Here is a 16,051-nt window from a genome sequence, read left to right as displayed (position 1 = left end):
CGGAGGGGCCCGGGCCTTCGTCGTCTCGCGAGGGTGCGGCTACCGCTGCGGGACCAGCAGGGACAGGTCCTGGCGGGCGTTGGGCACCACCACGGTCTCCACGCCGGGGGCGAAGGGCTGCACCGTGAACGCGGCGGTCTTGTTCATCGTCTCGGTGACCGTGCGGGCCAGGTGCACCGGCTGCGAGCCGGGTTGCGGTTCGGCGATCAGGGCGAACCGCGTGGCGCCGGCCGGGGCCGGGGCGTTGACCTGGACGGTGGTGCCGGCGGGTACCTCGACGTCGGCGGAGACCGGGTCGCCCTTGTCGCCGAACGCGGTGAGCTTGACCTTGGCCGGGCCCTTGGGCGCGGTCAGCGTGACGGTGGTGGCGACCGCGCCGCCGGTGCGGTTCTCGGCGATCACCGCACGACCGGTCAGCTCGGGGGTGGCACTCAGGAACGCCACCTCCGCGTCGGTCCCGGCGCCCTGCACCACCCGGACGCCGGCGATGATGTCCGCGCGGCCGGAGACCAGCCGGAGCGCGCCCGCGTCGCCGCGGTTGACCGGGCCGAGGTCGAAGACCGTCAGCTTGTTGCCCTTGACCTCGGTGGTCTCGTGCTCGACCGGCTTGAAGGTGTTCACCTTGCCCGCGACGGACAGTTGCACGTCGGTGCTCTCCCCGCTCGGCGAGAACAGCATCAGCTGCACGTTGCCGGCGTCGCCGGTGATCGCGGGCAGGCCGGTGATCACCAGGTTGCGGCCCGGGGCGCCGGTCGAGGGCAGCCAGTCGGTGCCGACCGCCCCCTCCTGGTCCCGGATCGCCGCGCCGACCCGCCCGGAGCGCGCGATCACGTGCACCGCCAGGCCCGGCTCGATCGCGCTCGGGTTGAGCGTGCGCAGCAGGATCGCCGTCGAGGCGCCGGGGGCCAGCGACATGCCCCGACCGGCCTCGGACTCGATCGGGCCGTTGCGGCCGAACAGTTCCACGTCGACGACGGCGGGGGTGTCCCGGCTGTTGGACAGGTACAGGTACGCCTCCCGGTTCTCCGTCGTGGCGGCGCCGACGAACCAGCGGTCGGTGGTGGACGCCTCGCAGGTGACCCCGGCCAGCCCGCGGCCGGCGTTGCTGGGCACCCGGGTGATCGCGCCCGCGCCGAAGCCCGGGGCGAACGCGCCCGAGGCGGTGCCCAGGAGCGGCTGCACGTCGGTGTTGTCCACGCCGACGCTCGCGGGCTTGCCCGGGGCCTCGATCCTGGTGCGCACCTTGGTCCGGTCGCCGAGTTCGACGACGTTCGCCTCGCCGCCGTTCGCCCCGGCCCGGGCGGGCGGGGCGAGCGCGGAGACCGTCGTCGAGCTGCCGGGCAGCTGGCGGACGAACGGGCAGGACACCTCGGCCTGTTGCACCGGCACCCGCGCCGCCGCGGGCGGCGGCGCGGCCTTGCTCTCGGTCGGGCGGGTCACGACCGCCAGGCCGACGACGACGGCCAGCAGCGCGACGACGGCGGCCAGGGAGAGGGTGGTGCGCTTCACGGGCGGTCTCCCTGCGGGGACGGCGGCCACGGATCGTCACCCGAGCGCGGCTCGGGCGGCCGGCCGGCGGCGGGGTCCTGGTAGGCGGTCGGGTCGTACTGCTGCGGAGGCAGCGGGTTGCCGTACTCGTCGTAGGCGGGCCGCTGTTGCGGCTGCTGGTACGGCTGTCCGGTCCAGCCGAAGGAACCCGCCGCGTCCGAGCCGTCCGGCGCGCCCTGGGCCGGCTGGTCGTACTGGTACCCCTGGTAGTCCGGATAGCCCTGGTACTGCTGCCCGTAGTCCTGCTGCGGGTACTGCTCGTACGCCGGCGTCGCGGTGCCGTCGTAGGGCGTGCCCTGCCAGGCCTCGACCGGCACCGGCGCCTCGGCCGGGTCGGTGCGCTGTTCCGGGAGCTCGGGGAAGCCGTACGCGTCGAGCCCGTCGGCGGCCGCCGCGACCGGCACCGCCTCCGGCACCTCGACCGGCTCGGCCGACTCGGCCTTGCGTCGGCCGCGCCGCCCGCCGCCCTCGCCGGCGCCGTCGGCCGCGGCCGGGGACGCGGCGGCCTCGGGCAGGTCGTCGTCGGTGCCGCGCCGGCGGGCGGGCAGCGCCATGACGAACACGACGAACACGAGGACACCCTGCACGAGCAGCCAGATGCCGTGTCCGCCCGAGGAGTGGGTGAGTTCGAGCCGGCCCGCCTCGGGGCGCAGTTCGAAGCCCTGGGCCCAGCCGTCCAGCGTGCGGGAGGTGAGCTTCTTCCCACCCTGGGTGGCCTGCCAGCCGGAGTCGGCGCGTTCGGCGAGCCGCAGGATCCGGCCCTGCGGGCCCGCCTCGATCCGGGTGGACACGCCCTCGCGGGTGGTCGGCAGGGCCTTGGCCTTGCCGTCCGGGTCGACGATCAGCGCCCGGCCGACCGGGTATTGCAGCCGCCAGAGCGTGGCGCCCTGGGTGGCGCCGACCCGGGCCAGGCCCGGGGTGCCGTCGAGCCGGGCGGTCAACTCGCTGCCCACCGGCGGTTTGAGCTGGATGAACTCGATGCCGTACGGGGCCAGCATGCTCGCGTCCGCGCCACCGCCGCCGGCGATCAACTTGCCCAGGAAGGTATCGAATTGCCGGTAGGTGGACGCCTTGGGCGCCGTCTCGGCGTCGCCGAGCGCCGGACCCGAGCCGCGCACGATCGTGTAGCTGACGTTGCCCGGTTCGGGCGAGGTCAGCACGAGGGTGCGCGGGTGGCGCGCGCCGGTGGCCTCCTCGGCCACGAACGCGGGCACCACGACCGGGTCGCGCCGCTCCAGCGGGCCGTCGGCGCCCTTCCACAGCCAGGTCCCGGCGGCCAGGAGCGGGGCGACGCCGGCGACCACGGCCAGCACCACCGCGGTGGGCTGCCGCCAGCCGAAGCTGCCGGCCGCGACCCGGGTGCGGGCGTCCTCGGCGCCGACCATCGCCGCGGTCACGTAGCCGAGCGCGATCACCACGACGGCCGCGCCGGGCCACGCGGGCACCTTGTCACCGGTCGCCTCGACGGTGATCTCGGCGTGGCTGACCACGACCGCGAGCAGCAGGCCGACCAGGGCCACCGCCCACGCGCCGAGCACCGCGGCCCGACGCGAGTCGCGCAACAGCGCGGCCAGCGCGGCGAGCAGGAGCGCGCCCGTGAGCCAGACCGGCAGCGTGCCCGGGCCGCCCGGGTCGAGCAGCAGCAGGCCGACCGGGCTGGTGCCCTTCTCGGCCAGCGCGTCGCCGGCCAGGCCGGGCTCGCTCAGGAACAGCGCCGGCTTGCCCGCGAGGGCCAGGGTCCACGGGCCGAGCAGCACGAGCGGGGTGCCGAGCACCACGCCGAGCCGCAGCAGCAGGCCGATGCCGGGACGCGGGCCGAGCAGTCCGGCGAAGGACACCCCGACGGCGATCAGCGCGAGCAGCGCCGTGGCGAGCCAGAGCAGCGGGGTGAACGCGGCGACGACGGCGAGCACCAGGCCGGTGGCCCAGGCCGCGCGCATGGACGCCTTGAGGTCGCCCGCGCCGAGCACCTGGGCCGCGCCGCGCGCGACCACGGGGGCCAGGACGAGGGCGACGGCGGTGCCGATCCGGCCGCCGGCGATCGCGCCGGTGGCGACGGGGGTCAGTGCGTACGCGGACGCGCCCCACACCCGTACGCCCGGCGCGGACACCAGGCGGCGCGAGCACAGGTAGGCGCTCATCCCGGCCAGCGGGACGCTGCCGATCAGCAGTACCGCCACCGCCGTGCCGGCCTTGCCGAACAGCAGCGTGGCGAACGCGGCCAGCGCGCCCACGTAGGGCGGCGCGCTCGCCGCCTCGCCGAAGCCGACGCCGTGCCAGGTGTCGGCGTAGCGGTCCCACAGGTCCGACGCGCCCTCGGGCGCGGGCAGCAGGGCGCCGCCGAACAGGCTGCCGCCGGAGAGCAGATCGCGGGCGGCGAACAGGGTGATCAGGGTGAGCGCGACGGCGAGCGAGAGTCCGGGGCGGCGCATCAGCATGCGCAGCTTGACGAAGTTCTCCGTGTCGAGCGACTCGGCGTCCTCGTCGACCGGGCCCGACTCGGCGCTGCTGTGCCGGCCGGACCGGTTCTCCGGTTCCTCGCTGCGCCGCAGGTTGCCGATCAGGCCCTCGGCGGCGTGCCGCACGGTGGCCGCGCGGCTGGGGAACAGGTCGCCGAGGTCCTTGTCGGACATGGTGCGGGTGCGGGCCCGGGCCCGCCGCGCGGACAGGAAGCCGGCGGGGCGGAGCAATACCGAGACGGTGCCGAGCAGTTCGTCCAGCGCCATGCCGGGCAGCTTGCCGAGCAGGTAGCCCAGGCTGCGGAACAGGCCGCCGAACAGCAGCCGGAACCACAGCAGCGGCCAGCCGGCGCCGGTGGTGTTCGCGAGCAGCGTGAAGGCGGCGCCCGCGCGGTCCACGCGGTGCGGCCGGTTCGCGGCGACGTCGATCGGCCGGCGCTCGCGCGTGGCCGCCTCGGCGTGCTGGATCACCGCGTCCGGGACCACGACCACGCGGTGCCCGGCGGCGTTGACGCGCCAGCCGAAGTCGGTGTCGTCGCGCGAGAGCGGCAGGCGCGGGTCGAAGCCGCCCAGGTTCTCCCACACGTCGCGACGCACCAGCAGGCCGGCGCTGGAGACGGAGAGCACGCCGCGGATCGCGTCGTGCTGGCCCTGGTCCTGCTCGCGGCGCTCCAGGCCGGTCCAGCGCCGGCCGCTGCCGGTGAGCGTGGTGCCGACCTCGAGCAGTTGCCGGCGGTCGTACCAGCTGCGCACCTTGGGGCCGAGCACGGCCACCGAGGGCAGTTCGTCGGCGGCGCGCAGCAGCAGGTGCAGGGCGTCGGGGGCGGGTTCGCTGTCGTCGTGGAGGAGCCACAGCCACTCGACCGGTTCGGTCGACCTCGGCGGGCGGTCCTCGTCGGTGTCGCCGTACGGATCCGACGCGTCGTACGTTTCGTACGTGTCGGTGCGGTACGGCAGGGACGCGGGGTCGAGGTGCGGCGCGGCGCGCAGGGCCTCGCTCACGGCGGCGCCGAACGCGGTCCGTCGCTCGGTGTGCAGCACCGAGTCCCGGCCGAGGGCGTCCTCCAGCAGACCCGCCGAGGCGTCGGTGCTGCCGGTGTCGACCGCGACGACGCGCTGGACCGGGCGCTCCTGACCGAGCAGGCCGGTCAGTGTGCGGGGCAGCCAGCGGGCCCCGTCATGGGCGACGAGGATCGCGGTGACGATGTGCCGTGGGAAAGCCGGAGCTTGCGCGTATGCCGACTGATGGCTGAAAAGTGACATCGAGTGCGGGGACCCCGGGGGGCTCGTAGCGGCGTGGTACCAGCGGTCCGGCATCCGGCCGAACGGCCCACACACTACGCGACGGGCATCTCGGCCCCGCCCGGATCGGGCACGGGCCCGAACCGGCGACCGTCAGACGGCCGCCTTCTTGAGCCGGCGCCGCTCGCGCTCGGACAGTCCGCCCCAGATCCCGAAGCGTTCGTCGTTGGCCAGCGCGTATTCCAGGCACTCGTCGCGCACCTCGCACGCCAGGCAGACCTTCTTGGCCTCCCGCGTCGAGCCGCCCTTCTCGGGAAAGAAGGACTCGGGGTCGGTCTGCGCGCACAGGGCGCGCTCCTGCCAACCGAACTCCTCCTCCTCACTCTCGCCGTCGGCGACCAGTAGCTGGAACAGCTCGCCCATCGCGTGCCTCCTCGACCCGTTTTTGCGTCCCCGTGATTAAGCCGTTACCGGTAACGGTTCACGACGTGTGTGAAATTACAAGCGCGTCGTTGCTGCGACGTCAAGCCGGGCTCTGCTATTAGGGCGGGGATTCACTCCCCGGGACCACAACAATCCGGATTGACCACATAAATGGACACATCCGGACAACCTGTTGTGCCGCGCAATCGCCTCGACGTTCCGGGCGGGGAGCGTACCGGCGGGAGGCGCGACGCCATTCGATGCCAACCCGTGATGACCTCTACAAGGGACTACGCCTCGCACCATCCACGCAGTTCCCGGGCGGGACCGGAAAACCGCGATGATGACCGACGTCACACGGAAATGGGCCTCCCCGTGCCCCGCGAGCTTCAATCCCTTCCCCGGATTCCTCACCCGAATCGGCCAGCGGTCACCCGAGTTCACGGCCTCGGGTCCGCCCGCGTCGACGGCCCGTGTCCGGTCTCGTCCACGGTCCCGGTCCACCCTCGCCCACGATCCCGGTCACCCGAATCGGGGACCGAGGGGCCCGGCGGACCGCGGCGAGTTGACAGGGCCACCCCCCAGACGGTGTCCTTTTCCCATGTCCGCACGCTGCAGCCTGTTCCGGAGTCGTCCTGTCGACGCCCGTCGGGTCTTCTGTGCGCTGTGTCCGCCGTGTGACCACGTGTACAGCTGTTGTACCGGCTGTAACGCCTGAGGACGCCATTTCGGCAGTCCTCCGCGCAAGCGGCGGCACTCATTGAAGGGGCTTCTCCCTCTTTCCCCCTTTATCGACACGACCGTTCGATTCGGTCGATTGTCCGTTCGGGTCGCCGGCTGCCGCTCGCGTGTTCGTTTTCGATCCGCCGCGTTCGCCAGATCCGCCGCGCGTGAGATTTCGCGCAGACATCCCGAAGGACTCCCCCTTATGTCCAGCGACATCACCGTCGCCGGCGACCCGCTCGCCGCCCCCGCCGTGCTCGCCCTCCCCGTCGCTCCCGCGGTCCGCCCCGCCGTCGCCCGGCTCGCCGCGCTCGCCCGGCAGCATGCCGGCCTCGTCGCGGCCGAGCTCGACCAGGTCCGCTACGACCCGACCACCCGCTGGTACAAGCGGCTCGCCGCGACCGAGGACCTGGAGGTGTGGCTGCTCAGCTGGCTGCCCGGCCAGGGCACCGGTCTGCACGACCACGGCGGCTCGTCCGGCGTGTTCACCGTCGTCTCCGGCGAGTTGCACGAGCGCTCGCTCGTGGTCACCCCGCTGCGTCGGGCAGGCGCCCGCGAGCGGGTGCTCACCCCGGGCGCGACCCGCGTATTCGGGCCGACCTACGTGCACGAGGTGACCAACATGGGCACCGAGCCCGCGGTCAGCGTGCACGTGTACAGCCCGCGCCTGGCGTCGATGAACCTCTACGACGCCGCCGAGGACATCGCCCGGCCGAGCTTCGCGCCGCTGCGTCGGGTCGGCGTCGAGCGTTCGGGGGAGCAGTGGTGAGCGCCGTCGACCGACTCCTGGACCGGGCCCGGGCCCGGCTCGTGCGGGTGAGCCCCGAGCAGGCGCACGCCGCGTTCCACGACGGGGCGATCCTGGTGGACACCCGCCCCGACTTCCAGCGCGACGCCGACGGCGCGATCCCCGGCGCGTTGGTGATCGAGCGCAATCATCTGGAGTGGCGGCTCGATCCCGAGGGCACTGCCCGGGTGCCCGAGGCGGCCGGCTGGGACCTGCGCGTGGTGGTGTTCTGCGACGAGGGCTACGCGTCGAGCCTCGCCGCGGCCTCCCTGGTGGACCTCGGGCTGTCCGGGGCGACCGATCTGATCGGCGGCTTCCAGGCGTGGAAGGCGGCGGGGCTGCCCGTGGTGCCGTCCGCCGGACGCGCCCGGCGCACGAGCGCGGCGGCGAGTACGACGAGCAACGCCACGCCGTAGCCGATCCGGTGGGTGGCGCGGACCTGGTCCGGGGACAGGTCCAGGCCCCAGGTGAGGTAGAGCGCGTACCCGGCCGGGCCGAGCGCCAGCCACTCCCACCGCCGGCCGTCGAGAGCCACCAGCGCGACCACGAGGAGCGCGTACCAGGGGTAGGCCGGGGTGAACACGAACAGCATGCCGCCGGTGAGGGTGAGCGCGCCGTGCCAGGGCCGGTCGGGGTCGGCGCGCGCGATCACCGCGGCGGTGAGGGCGAGGAGCACGACGACGGCGGCGTACGGGGCGGCCGCCACCGGCAGCACCAGGCCGAGCAGGCCGAACCGGGCGCCGTCGTCGTACCGTTCCTCGGCCAGGTAGCCGGGGAGGTAGCCCAGCACCGCGTGACCGGCGGCGAGCACGTGCGGCAGATAGACCAGTACGACGGTGAGCCCGGCCGCGCCGAGCAGCCGCACCGGGGCCCGGCGCAGCCCGGCGGGCAGGGCCGCGGCGGGGAACATCTTGGTCGCGACCGCGCCGCCGAGCAGTACACCGCCCAGGATCGGCCGGCGGGCGGCGACCGCGGCCAGGCCGAGCACCATGAGCAGGACACCGAGCACGTCCACGTGCGCGTTGTTGCCCGCTTCGAGCGCGACCATCGGACACCACGCCCACCACACCGCGTTCCTGGGGTCGCGCCCGAAGCGGCGCAGCACCAGGAGCAGTGCCGCGGTGACCGCGACGGCGAGCGACGCGGCGGCGGCCTGGACCGGTTCGTGCCCGCCGGGCGGGGTGGCCAGGTGGACGAGCAGGTAGTAGGCCTCGGCCACGGGCGGGTAGATGGTGTGCACCTCGGGTCGGTTGATCCGGGTGCAGCCGCCGTCCGGCAGCGGGTGCCGGAACCACCCGGCGCACTCGCCCTTCGGGAACAGCCAGTCGTCGCGGAAGCGGGCCACCTCCGGGTCGGCGGGGGTGTGCGTGTAGGGCGAGTGGCCCGCCGCCTGGACCCGGCCGTCGAAGGCGTAGCGGTAGGCGTCGTCGCTGGTGCGCGGCTCGGCGCCGGTCGCGAGGAAGGGCAGGGCCACCGCGCCGAGCAGGATCGCTGGCACCGCGCGGCGCACGGGAAGCCGGCGCACGAGGTGGGCGCCGAGGGCGAACAGCGTCCAGGCGACGCCGTACACCACGAATACGCCGACGCTGCCGGGGTGCGTCCACGGCCCGTACACCGCGCAGGCGAGGGTCGCGGCGAGGGCGAGCCCGGTGCCGGCGGCGGCGATCGTGGTCGCGGGGCCGGGGGTCGCGGGCGTGGGCGTGGGCGCGTTCGTGGGCGGCGGGCTCGGTGGCATGCGGCGAGTGTGTCGGCGGGTGGGACGTTTTCGGGGCATCCCGGGCCGACCGTCAGCACTCCGTAAGGCGGTCAATGGCGGCCGGCGGCGGGTTTTGCGCGTTGGCTGGACCCATGAAGCTCGACATCCGCCTGCCGGAGCCGCCCGCCGTGTTGCGGCGGGGTCCGTTCCGGGCCGGGGCCTTCCGCGACACGCTGCACGATCCGCGCACGGCCGTGGTGGTGGGCCGGTTGCTCGGTCCGGCCTTCCTGGTCTGCTTCCTGACCGGGCTGTTCAGCCATGTGCTGCAACACCAGCCGCACTGGCTCGCGTTGCCCGCGCGACCGGTGTGGGGGTACCGGGTCACCCAGGGGCTGCACGTGGCGACCGGGATCGCCGCGGTGCCGTTGCTCCTGGTGAAGTTGTGGGTGGTGTATCCGCGTCTGTTCGCCTGGCCGCCGGCGAGGTCGGTGGTGCACGCCCTGGAGCGGTTGTCCGTCGCGGTGTTGATGATGGCGGCGATCTTCGAGTTGGGCACCGGGTTGTTCAACGTCGTCCAGTGGTATCCGTGGCCGTTCCCGTTCGTGCCGGCGCACTACTGGATCGCGTGGGTGGCGGCGGGTGCGATCACGCTGCACGTGGCGGTGAAGTTGCCGCTGATCGTGGCGCATTGGCGCCGGCCGCGCGGGGCGCCGGCGGATTTGGAGGGGCCGTCGCGGCGCGGGTTGTTGACGGTGCTCGGCGCGGGGGTCGGTGTGGTCACGCTGGCCACGGTGGGGCAGACGGTGACGCCGCTGGGGCGGGTGTCGGTACTGGCGCCGCGGCGTGCGGATCTGGGCCCGCAGGGGCTGCCGGTGAACCGGACCGCGGCCGCGGCGGGCGTGTTCGCGGCCGTGCGTGATCCCGGGTGGCGGCTGGAGGTGATCGGGCCGCGGTCGTTCGCGCTGTCCCGGGCCGAGTTGTCGGCGATGCCGCAGAGTCGGGCCGTGTTGCCGATCACGTGTGTCGAGGGCTGGAGCGCGTCGGCGCACTGGTCGGGGGTGCGGATCCGGGATCTGCTGGAGCGGGCGGGCGCGGCGCCGGGTGATCGGCTGCGGGTGTTCTCGCACGAACGGTTCAGCCCGTATTCGGTGATGGACATGCCGGGCGAGTGGACCCGCGACCCGCTGACCCTGCTGGCGCTGACGCTCAACGGTGCCCCGCTGGCCGAGGACCACGGGTATCCCGCGCGGATCATCGCGCCGAACCGGCCGGGCGTGTTGCAGACGAAGTGGGTCGCCCGGATGGAGGTGGTGGGATGAGTACGGCCTTCGAGCCGCCGCCGGTGGCGCCGCGTACGGGGCGGGTGGTCACGGGCGTTCGCCTCGTGCTCGGGGCGGTGGGTCTGGCCGGTATCGGGTGGGGTGTGGTCGGGGTGCTCGACGACCCGTTCCTGCGCGATCGGGTGGGTCTGGCGAAGTGGTTGGTCGGCGGACTGCTGCTGCACGACGCGGTGTTCGCGGTGGTGGTCTTCGTGGTCGGCGCGATGGTGATGCGGGCGCGGCCGGGACCGCCCGCATGGGTGCGCCGGACGGTGCTCGGCGGGCTCGCGGTGGGGGTGGCGGGCACGCTGATCGCGCTGCCGGCGCTGTTGCGGCCGCTGCCCACGCAGAATCCGTCGGTGTTGCCGCTGGACTACGCGGACGGGCTGGCGATCGTATGGGGCGTGGTGGCGGCGGGGACGGCGCTGGTGGTGGGGTGGCGGTACGCGCGGGGGCGGGGGCGGGGCTGAGCGGGGGCGGGCCCGGTTTCGGGGTCAGTGCCGGCGCAGGGCGGCGAACGTGCGGTTCGTGTGGGTCCAGGTCTCCGTCGGGGTGAACGCGTGGGCGGGGGCGAGCCGGCGCAGGGACGGGGTGCCGATCCTGGCCCAGCGGAAGGCGCCGCCGTGGCCGCCGCCCGCGTTCTCGACCCGGGCCGCGAAACGTTCGTGGACGTCCTGGGGGTCGGTCTCGACCAGGAGCAGACCGCCGGGGGCGAGCAGGGTGTGCATCCGGTCGAGCAGCCGGGCCGGGTCGCCGCCGATACCGATGTTGCCGTCGGCGAGCAGCGCGGCCGCCCAGCGGCCCTCCCCCGGCAGCGGCTCGAACACCGAGCGGCACAGCGCGCTCGCGCCGGCGGCTCGGCTGCGGGCCACCGCGGCCGGTACCGGGTCCACGCCGAGCGCGGTCACCCCGCGCCGGGTCAACGCGGCGGCCAGTCGGCCCGGGCCGCAGCCGACGTCGAGGGTGGGGCCGGTACAGCGGGCCAGCAGGGTGTCGTCGGCGGCGTCCGGCTCGGCACACCAGCGGGCGAGTTCGAGGCGTTGGCGCCGGCCGCCGTGCCGGCGCAGGTAGAGCGGACCGCCGTCGCGCAGCGCGACCGCGTAGGGATCGGCGGCGTCCGCGTACGGATCGGTGGGGGCGTTCGTCCCGGGCGTCGGCGCGTGGGCCAGGGTCATGCGTACACCCCGTCGCCGAGCAGCGCGCGGGCCACGCCGGCGCAGTGTGTGTCGGGGATGTCGCGGGTGACGGCGGCCAGGTCGTCGGCCGTGTCGATGTCGGTCAGCGTGGGCAGGTCGCGCACGGTCAGGCCGGCGGCAAGCAGGCGGGCCCGCTGTACCGCGCCGGTCTCGGGCACCGACATCGGCACGCCGGGGAAGACCGACGGATCCGGTCGGCGCATGCCGATCGCCCAGAACCCGCCGTCGCCGGCCGGGCCGAACCACGCGTCGGCGGCCGACCAGTCCACGCTCAGCAGGTCGGGGGTGATCTGCGGGGTGTCCATGCCGACCAGCAGGGTCGGCCCGGTACACCCGGCGAACGCGGCGGCGAGGCGCAGGTCGAGGCCGCCGCCGTGCTGGGGCCGCACCTCGAAGCCGGGCGGCAGCCACGGCCCCGGCGCACCCGCGAGCACCAGGACGCGACGGCGGGCGGGCGTGGCCAGCACCGCCGCGAGCGTGTCGGCGAGCGCGGCCTCGGCCACCGCCGCGGCCTGGTCGGGGGTCAGCGGCGGGGTCAGCCGGGTCTTCACCCGGCCCGGGACGGGAGCCTTGGCGATCACGAGCAGCGTGGTCATGCGGGCCGCCCCGGGCGGACCAGCACCGCGCTCATGTCGCGCACGGCCGTGACCGTGCCGCGCACCGTGCCGGTGACCTTGGAGCGGCCCGCGCGCGGGTGGTAGAGCACGTCCACCTCGGCGATCCGCCAGCGGGCGTCGGCCGCGCGGACCACCGTCTCCAGCGGGTAGCCGGAGCGCCGGTCCCGTACGTCCAGGGCGAGCAGGTCGGCGCGCCGGGCGGCGCGCATCGGTCCCAGGTCGTGCAGGCGGGCGCCGGTGCGGCCGCGCAGTCGGCGGGCCAGCACCGCGTTGGCGAGGCGGGCGTGGATCGGCCAGGCGCCGAGGGTCCGCGGGCGGCGGCGGCCGAGCACCAGGTCCGCGTCGCCGGCGCGGACCGGGTCCACCACCTCGGGCAGTTGGGCCGGGTCGAGGGAGGCGTCGCAGTCGCAGAAGCAGACGATCGGCGCGGTCGCCGCGAGCAGCCCCGCGTGGCAGGCGGCGCCGAATCCGCGCCGCTCCTCGACCACCACCTCGGCGCCCAACGACCGGGCCAGGTCGGCCGAGCCGTCGTGCGAGCCGTTGTCCACCACGAGGGGGCGGTATCCCGCCGGCATCCGCGCGAGCACCCAGGGCAGCGCGCGGGCCTCGTCGAGGCAGGGCAGCACCACGTCCACGGCGTGGGCGGCGGAGGGCACCGCGGGCATCGGGGATGGCTCGGCGGACCGCGCCGCGAAATGGGCCGCGGAATGCTCCGCGGCGTGTGCTGAAGAGTCGTCCATGCGGCTCACGCTAGGTACGCGTGCGCCGCGTACCCGGGCATGACGTGCTTACGAAGTACTGACGTCGCGCCGATACGGCCGTGTGGGTTACGGGCCGCTTACGGATCCGACCCGCGCCGGAATCGTCCCCCTTCGCACACCTACACTCGCCGCCATGAAGGTGCTCGTCGTCGACGACGACCCGACCGTGGCCGAGGTCGTCGTCGGCTATCTCGAACGCGCGGGGTTCCGCACCGCGCACGCCGCCGACGGGCCGTCCGCCCTCGACCTGGCCGCCGCCGAGCCGCCCGACCTGGTGGTGCTCGACCTGATGTTGCCGGGCATGGACGGCCTCGACGTGTGCCGGCGGCTGCGCGAGCGCGGCCCGATCCCGGTGGTGATGCTGACCGCGCTGGGCGACGAGGGCGATCGGGTGCTCGGTCTGGAGGTCGGCGCGGACGACTACGTCACCAAGCCGTTCAGCCCGCGCGAGTTGGTCCTGCGGGTGCGGTCGGTGCTGCGCCGTGTCGCGGGGCCCGTCGCGGCGGCGGTGCCGTCGGTGCTTCGGCACGCCGACGTCGAGGTGGACGTCGGCGCCCACCGCGTGTTCCGCGCCGGTCGTGAGCTCTCGCTCACCGCCCGCGAGTTCGACCTGCTCTGCTTCTTCCTGGCGGCGCCGGGCCGGGCCTTCACCCGGGAGGAGTTGATGCGCCGGGTGTGGGGGTGGGAGTTCGGCGACCAGTCGACGGTGACCGTGCACGTACGGCGCCTGCGGGAGAAGATCGAGGACGACCCGGCCGCGCCCCGGCTCCTGGTGACCGTGTGGGGCGTGGGATACCGGTTGGAGGTCGAACCCGGGTGCCGGTGAGGGATTTCGCCCTGATCTGCCTGATCGCGGCGGGCGGCGGCCTGGGCGTCACCCTGCTCGGGCTGCTCGGCCTGCGGGGGCTGCGCAACCGCTCGTTGTCGGTCGCGCTGGCCGCGATGTCGGTGGTGACGATAGCCGGCATGGCCGCGGGCACCGTCGGCGTCTCCCAGGCGATGTTGTTGTCCTCGCACGACCTGACCGTGGTGATGGTGGTCTGCGCGGTGTCGGCGGTGTTGGCGATCGGCGTGGCGATGATGCTGGGCCGCCCGGTGGTGGCCGACGTACGGGCGCTGCGCGGGACGGCGCGGGCGCTCGGCGGCGGCCCGCCGCCGCCCGCGCCGCCGCGGCAGGTCTCGGCCGTGGCCGAACTGGCCGAGTTGGGCCGCGAGTTGGAGCGCGCCGGGGTACAGCTGGCCGAGTCGCGCGCCCGCGAGCGCGCGGTCGAGCACGCGCGCCGCGAGTTGATCGCCTGGATCTCGCACGATCTGCGCACCCCGCTGGCGGGCCTGCGGGCGATGGCGGAGGCGCTGGAGGACGGCCTGCCCGAGGATCCGGCGCGCTATCACCGGCGGATCCGCACCGAGGTGGATCGGCTCAGCGGCATGGTGGACGACCTGTTCGAGTTGTCCCGGATCCAGGCGGGCGCGCTGAAGTTGTCCCCGACCCGGGTCTCGCTCTACGACCTGGTGGCGGACGCGATGGCGGGCACCGAGGAGTTGGCCCGATCCCGCTCGGTCCGGATGGAGGGCGAGGACATGGTCGCGGTCCCGGTGCGGGTGGACGGTCGGGAGATGTCCAGGGCGCTGACGAACCTGCTGGTCAACGCGATCCGGCACACCCCGTCGGACGGCACGGTGGCGGTCGGCGTGCGCACGGCCGCCGACGAGGTGGTGGTCTCGGTCACCGACGCGTGCGGTGGCATCCCGGAGGAGGACCTGCCCCGCGTGTTCGACACGGGCTGGCGGGGCACCCACGCCCGCACCCCGTCCCCGGCCGGGGGCGCCGGGCTGGGCCTGGCCATCGTCCGAGGCATCGTCGAAGCCCACGCGGGCCGGGTCGCCGTCGCCAACACGGGTACGGGCTGCCGCTTCGAGGTGCGGTTGCCGGCGGGGTGAGGCGGGGTCGGGTCGCTCACACGTGGGCGAACTGGGCCATGCCGTCCGCGAACTCGATCTCGGCGCGCCAGCCGAGTTCGGCCTCGAGCCGGGCCGCGGAGGCGGTGATGTGGCGCACGTCGCCCAGTCGATACTCCGCGGTGGTGATCGGCGTCGGGCCCGCGTGCGCGGCCGCCAGGGCGACGGCCATCTCGCCCACCGTGCGCGGTACGCCGGTGGCCACGTTGTACGCCCGCAGACCGGGCGCCGAGCGCTCGAGGGCGGCCAGGTTGGCCGTGGCCACGTCCCGTACGTGCACGAAGTCGCGCCGCTGGCCGCCGTCTTCGTACACCCGAGGCGGCAACCCGGCACGCAGCATCGAGCGGAAGATCGCGGCCACACCCGCGTACGGGGTGTCCAGCGGCATCCTCGGGCCGTAGACGTTGTGGTAGCGCAGGGCGGTGGCCACGCCGCCGGTGCTCCGGGCCCACGCGCCGGCCAGGTGCTCCTGGGCCAGCTTGGTCGCGGCGTAGACGTTGCGCGGGTCGGGCGCCGCCTCCTCGGAGATCCGCCCCGGCGTCACCTCCATCCCGCACACCGGACACGGCGGCTCGAACCGCCCCGCCTCCAACGCCTCGATCGGCCGCGCGCCGGGCACCACGTCACCGTGCTCGGCACACCGCCCCAGCCCCTCCCCGTAGACCACCATCGAACTGGCCAACACCAGCCGCCCGACGCCGGCACGCCCCATGGCGGCCAACAACACCGCGGTACCGAGGTCGTTGCAGCCCACGTAGTCGGGCGCGTCCGCCAAATCCAGCCCGAGCCCGACCTTGGCGGCCTGATGACACACGGCGTCCACACCGACCAACGCCCGCGCCACCGCGTCCGCATCACGCACGTCCCCGACCACGGCGTCCACCCCCTCGACGGACACCACGTCGAACACCCGCACCTCGTGCCCGACCTCGACCAGACACTCCACGACATGCGACCCGATGAACCCGGCTCCACCGGTGACAAGGATCCTCATACCACCTGAAACTAGTCCCCCAAGCTCCCCAACTTCCCGCGAACACCGGGACGTCACCCGTTCGTAAGACCTACCGGCGAGGCCCGGGAGCGGGGGGTGGGGGGAGTTCGGGACCGGGGTCGCGGGGCGGGGCGGTCGCGGGGGGATGGTCGTGGGGTGGGCGGGGCGGGGCGGGATGGTCGCGGGGCGAGCAGGTCGCGGCGGGATGGTCGCGGGGCGAGCAGGGCGCGGCGGGATGGTCGCGGGGCGAGCAGGGCGCGGCGGGATGGTCGCGGGGCGAGCAGGGCGCGGCGGGATGGTCGCGGGGCGAGCAGGGCGCGGCGGGAT

General features: G+C 74.6%; 13 protein-coding genes and 1 pseudogene. 6 read left to right on the top strand and 8 right to left on the bottom strand.

Annotated elements, in window-relative coordinates; genetic code table 11:
• Positions 1-39 precede the first annotated feature (39 nt).
• The 3 genes from EMA17_RS50905 to EMA17_RS50895 all read right to left on the bottom strand — a co-directional run bounded on the left by EMA17_RS50905 (position 40) and on the right by EMA17_RS50895 (position 5,672).
• Entirely contained in the window at positions 40-1,509 is a 1,470-nt protein-coding gene (locus tag EMA17_RS50905; protein ID WP_126644043.1) for a DUF5719 family protein, read from the bottom strand.
• Positions 1,506-5,270, bottom strand: coding sequence for a glycosyltransferase family 2 protein (locus EMA17_RS50900; protein ID WP_126644042.1), 3,765 nt, complete (start codon positions 5,268-5,270; stop codon positions 1,506-1,508). The genes EMA17_RS50905 and EMA17_RS50900 overlap by 4 nt, the downstream gene beginning before the upstream one ends.
• Positions 5,271-5,402: 132 nt before the next feature.
• Positions 5,403-5,672 carry a WhiB family transcriptional regulator gene (locus EMA17_RS50895; protein WP_078976971.1) on the bottom strand — a complete coding sequence of 90 codons (270 nt, stop codon included), beginning with the start codon at positions 5,670-5,672 and terminating at the stop codon, positions 5,403-5,405.
• A 928-nt stretch (positions 5,673-6,600) separates the two neighbouring features.
• Between EMA17_RS50895 and EMA17_RS50890 the strand changes: the two genes are divergently transcribed.
• Together EMA17_RS50890 and EMA17_RS55120 are read left to right on the top strand one after the other, a co-directional pair.
• Entirely contained in the window at positions 6,601-7,164 is a 564-nt protein-coding gene (locus EMA17_RS50890; protein WP_126644041.1) for a cysteine dioxygenase, read from the top strand.
• A complete protein-coding gene (locus tag EMA17_RS55120; RefSeq protein ID WP_246127495.1) occupies positions 7,161-7,598 on the top strand; it encodes a rhodanese-like domain-containing protein in 438 nt (145 codons plus the stop codon). The genes EMA17_RS50890 and EMA17_RS55120 overlap by 4 nt, the downstream gene beginning before the upstream one ends.
• A gap of 218 nt (positions 7,599-7,816) precedes the next feature.
• On the opposite strand, the pseudogene EMA17_RS50880 reads toward EMA17_RS55120, so the two are convergent.
• Positions 7,817-8,917 (bottom strand): annotated as a pseudogene (locus EMA17_RS50880) (MptA/MptB family glycosyltransferase); the annotation flags it as partial.
• A gap of 113 nt (positions 8,918-9,030) precedes the next feature.
• Here EMA17_RS50880 and EMA17_RS50875 point away from each other — a divergent pair.
• Positions 9,031-10,197, top strand: a complete 1,167-nt coding sequence (locus EMA17_RS50875; RefSeq protein ID WP_126644038.1) for a molybdopterin-dependent oxidoreductase — start codon at positions 9,031-9,033, stop codon at positions 10,195-10,197.
• Positions 10,194-10,667 (top strand): hypothetical protein, encoded by a 474-nt coding sequence (locus EMA17_RS50870; RefSeq protein WP_126644037.1) that lies wholly within the window; start codon positions 10,194-10,196, stop codon positions 10,665-10,667. The genes EMA17_RS50875 and EMA17_RS50870 overlap by 4 nt, the downstream gene beginning before the upstream one ends.
• A 24-nt stretch (positions 10,668-10,691) precedes the next feature.
• Here EMA17_RS50870 and EMA17_RS50865 read toward each other — a convergent pair whose 3' ends face one another.
• Genes EMA17_RS50865 through EMA17_RS50855 form a run of 3 tightly spaced genes read right to left on the bottom strand, consistent with a single transcriptional unit; the run spans position 10,692 to position 12,675 of the window.
• Positions 10,692-11,372, bottom strand: coding sequence for a class I SAM-dependent methyltransferase (locus EMA17_RS50865; RefSeq protein ID WP_126644036.1), 681 nt, complete (start codon positions 11,370-11,372; stop codon positions 10,692-10,694).
• Positions 11,369-11,989, bottom strand: a complete 621-nt coding sequence (locus tag EMA17_RS50860) for a TIGR04282 family arsenosugar biosynthesis glycosyltransferase (RefSeq protein WP_126644035.1) — start codon at positions 11,987-11,989, stop codon at positions 11,369-11,371. The genes EMA17_RS50865 and EMA17_RS50860 overlap by 4 nt, the downstream gene beginning before the upstream one ends.
• Positions 11,986-12,675 carry a glycosyltransferase family 2 protein gene (locus EMA17_RS50855; protein WP_126644056.1) on the bottom strand — a complete coding sequence of 230 codons (690 nt, stop codon included), beginning with the start codon at positions 12,673-12,675 and terminating at the stop codon, positions 11,986-11,988. Before EMA17_RS50855 ends, EMA17_RS50860 begins: the two co-directional genes overlap by 4 nt.
• A 229-nt stretch (positions 12,676-12,904) precedes the next feature.
• Here EMA17_RS50855 and EMA17_RS50850 point away from each other — a divergent pair, with 229 nt between their 5' ends.
• Entirely contained in the window at positions 12,905-13,597 is a 693-nt protein-coding gene (locus tag EMA17_RS50850) for a response regulator transcription factor (protein ID WP_126644034.1), read from the top strand.
• Positions 13,594-14,712, top strand: a complete 1,119-nt coding sequence (locus tag EMA17_RS50845) for a sensor histidine kinase (RefSeq protein WP_126644033.1) — start codon at positions 13,594-13,596, stop codon at positions 14,710-14,712. The genes EMA17_RS50850 and EMA17_RS50845 overlap by 4 nt, the downstream gene beginning before the upstream one ends.
• A gap of 16 nt (positions 14,713-14,728) precedes the next feature.
• On the opposite strand, the gene EMA17_RS50840 is transcribed toward EMA17_RS50845, so the two are convergent.
• Positions 14,729-15,724 carry an NAD-dependent epimerase/dehydratase family protein gene (locus EMA17_RS50840; RefSeq protein WP_126644032.1) on the bottom strand — a complete coding sequence of 332 codons (996 nt, stop codon included), beginning with the start codon at positions 15,722-15,724 and terminating at the stop codon, positions 14,729-14,731.
• Positions 15,725-16,051: the final 327 nt, after the last annotated feature.

It is taken from the genome of Embleya hyalina (genome assembly GCF_003967355.1).
GTDB classification, from domain to species: Bacteria; Actinomycetota; Actinomycetes; order Streptomycetales; family Streptomycetaceae; genus Embleya; species Embleya hyalina.
Note: the sequence above shows the minus strand (reverse complement) of the source record. Positions and strands in the feature narration are given on the sequence as shown.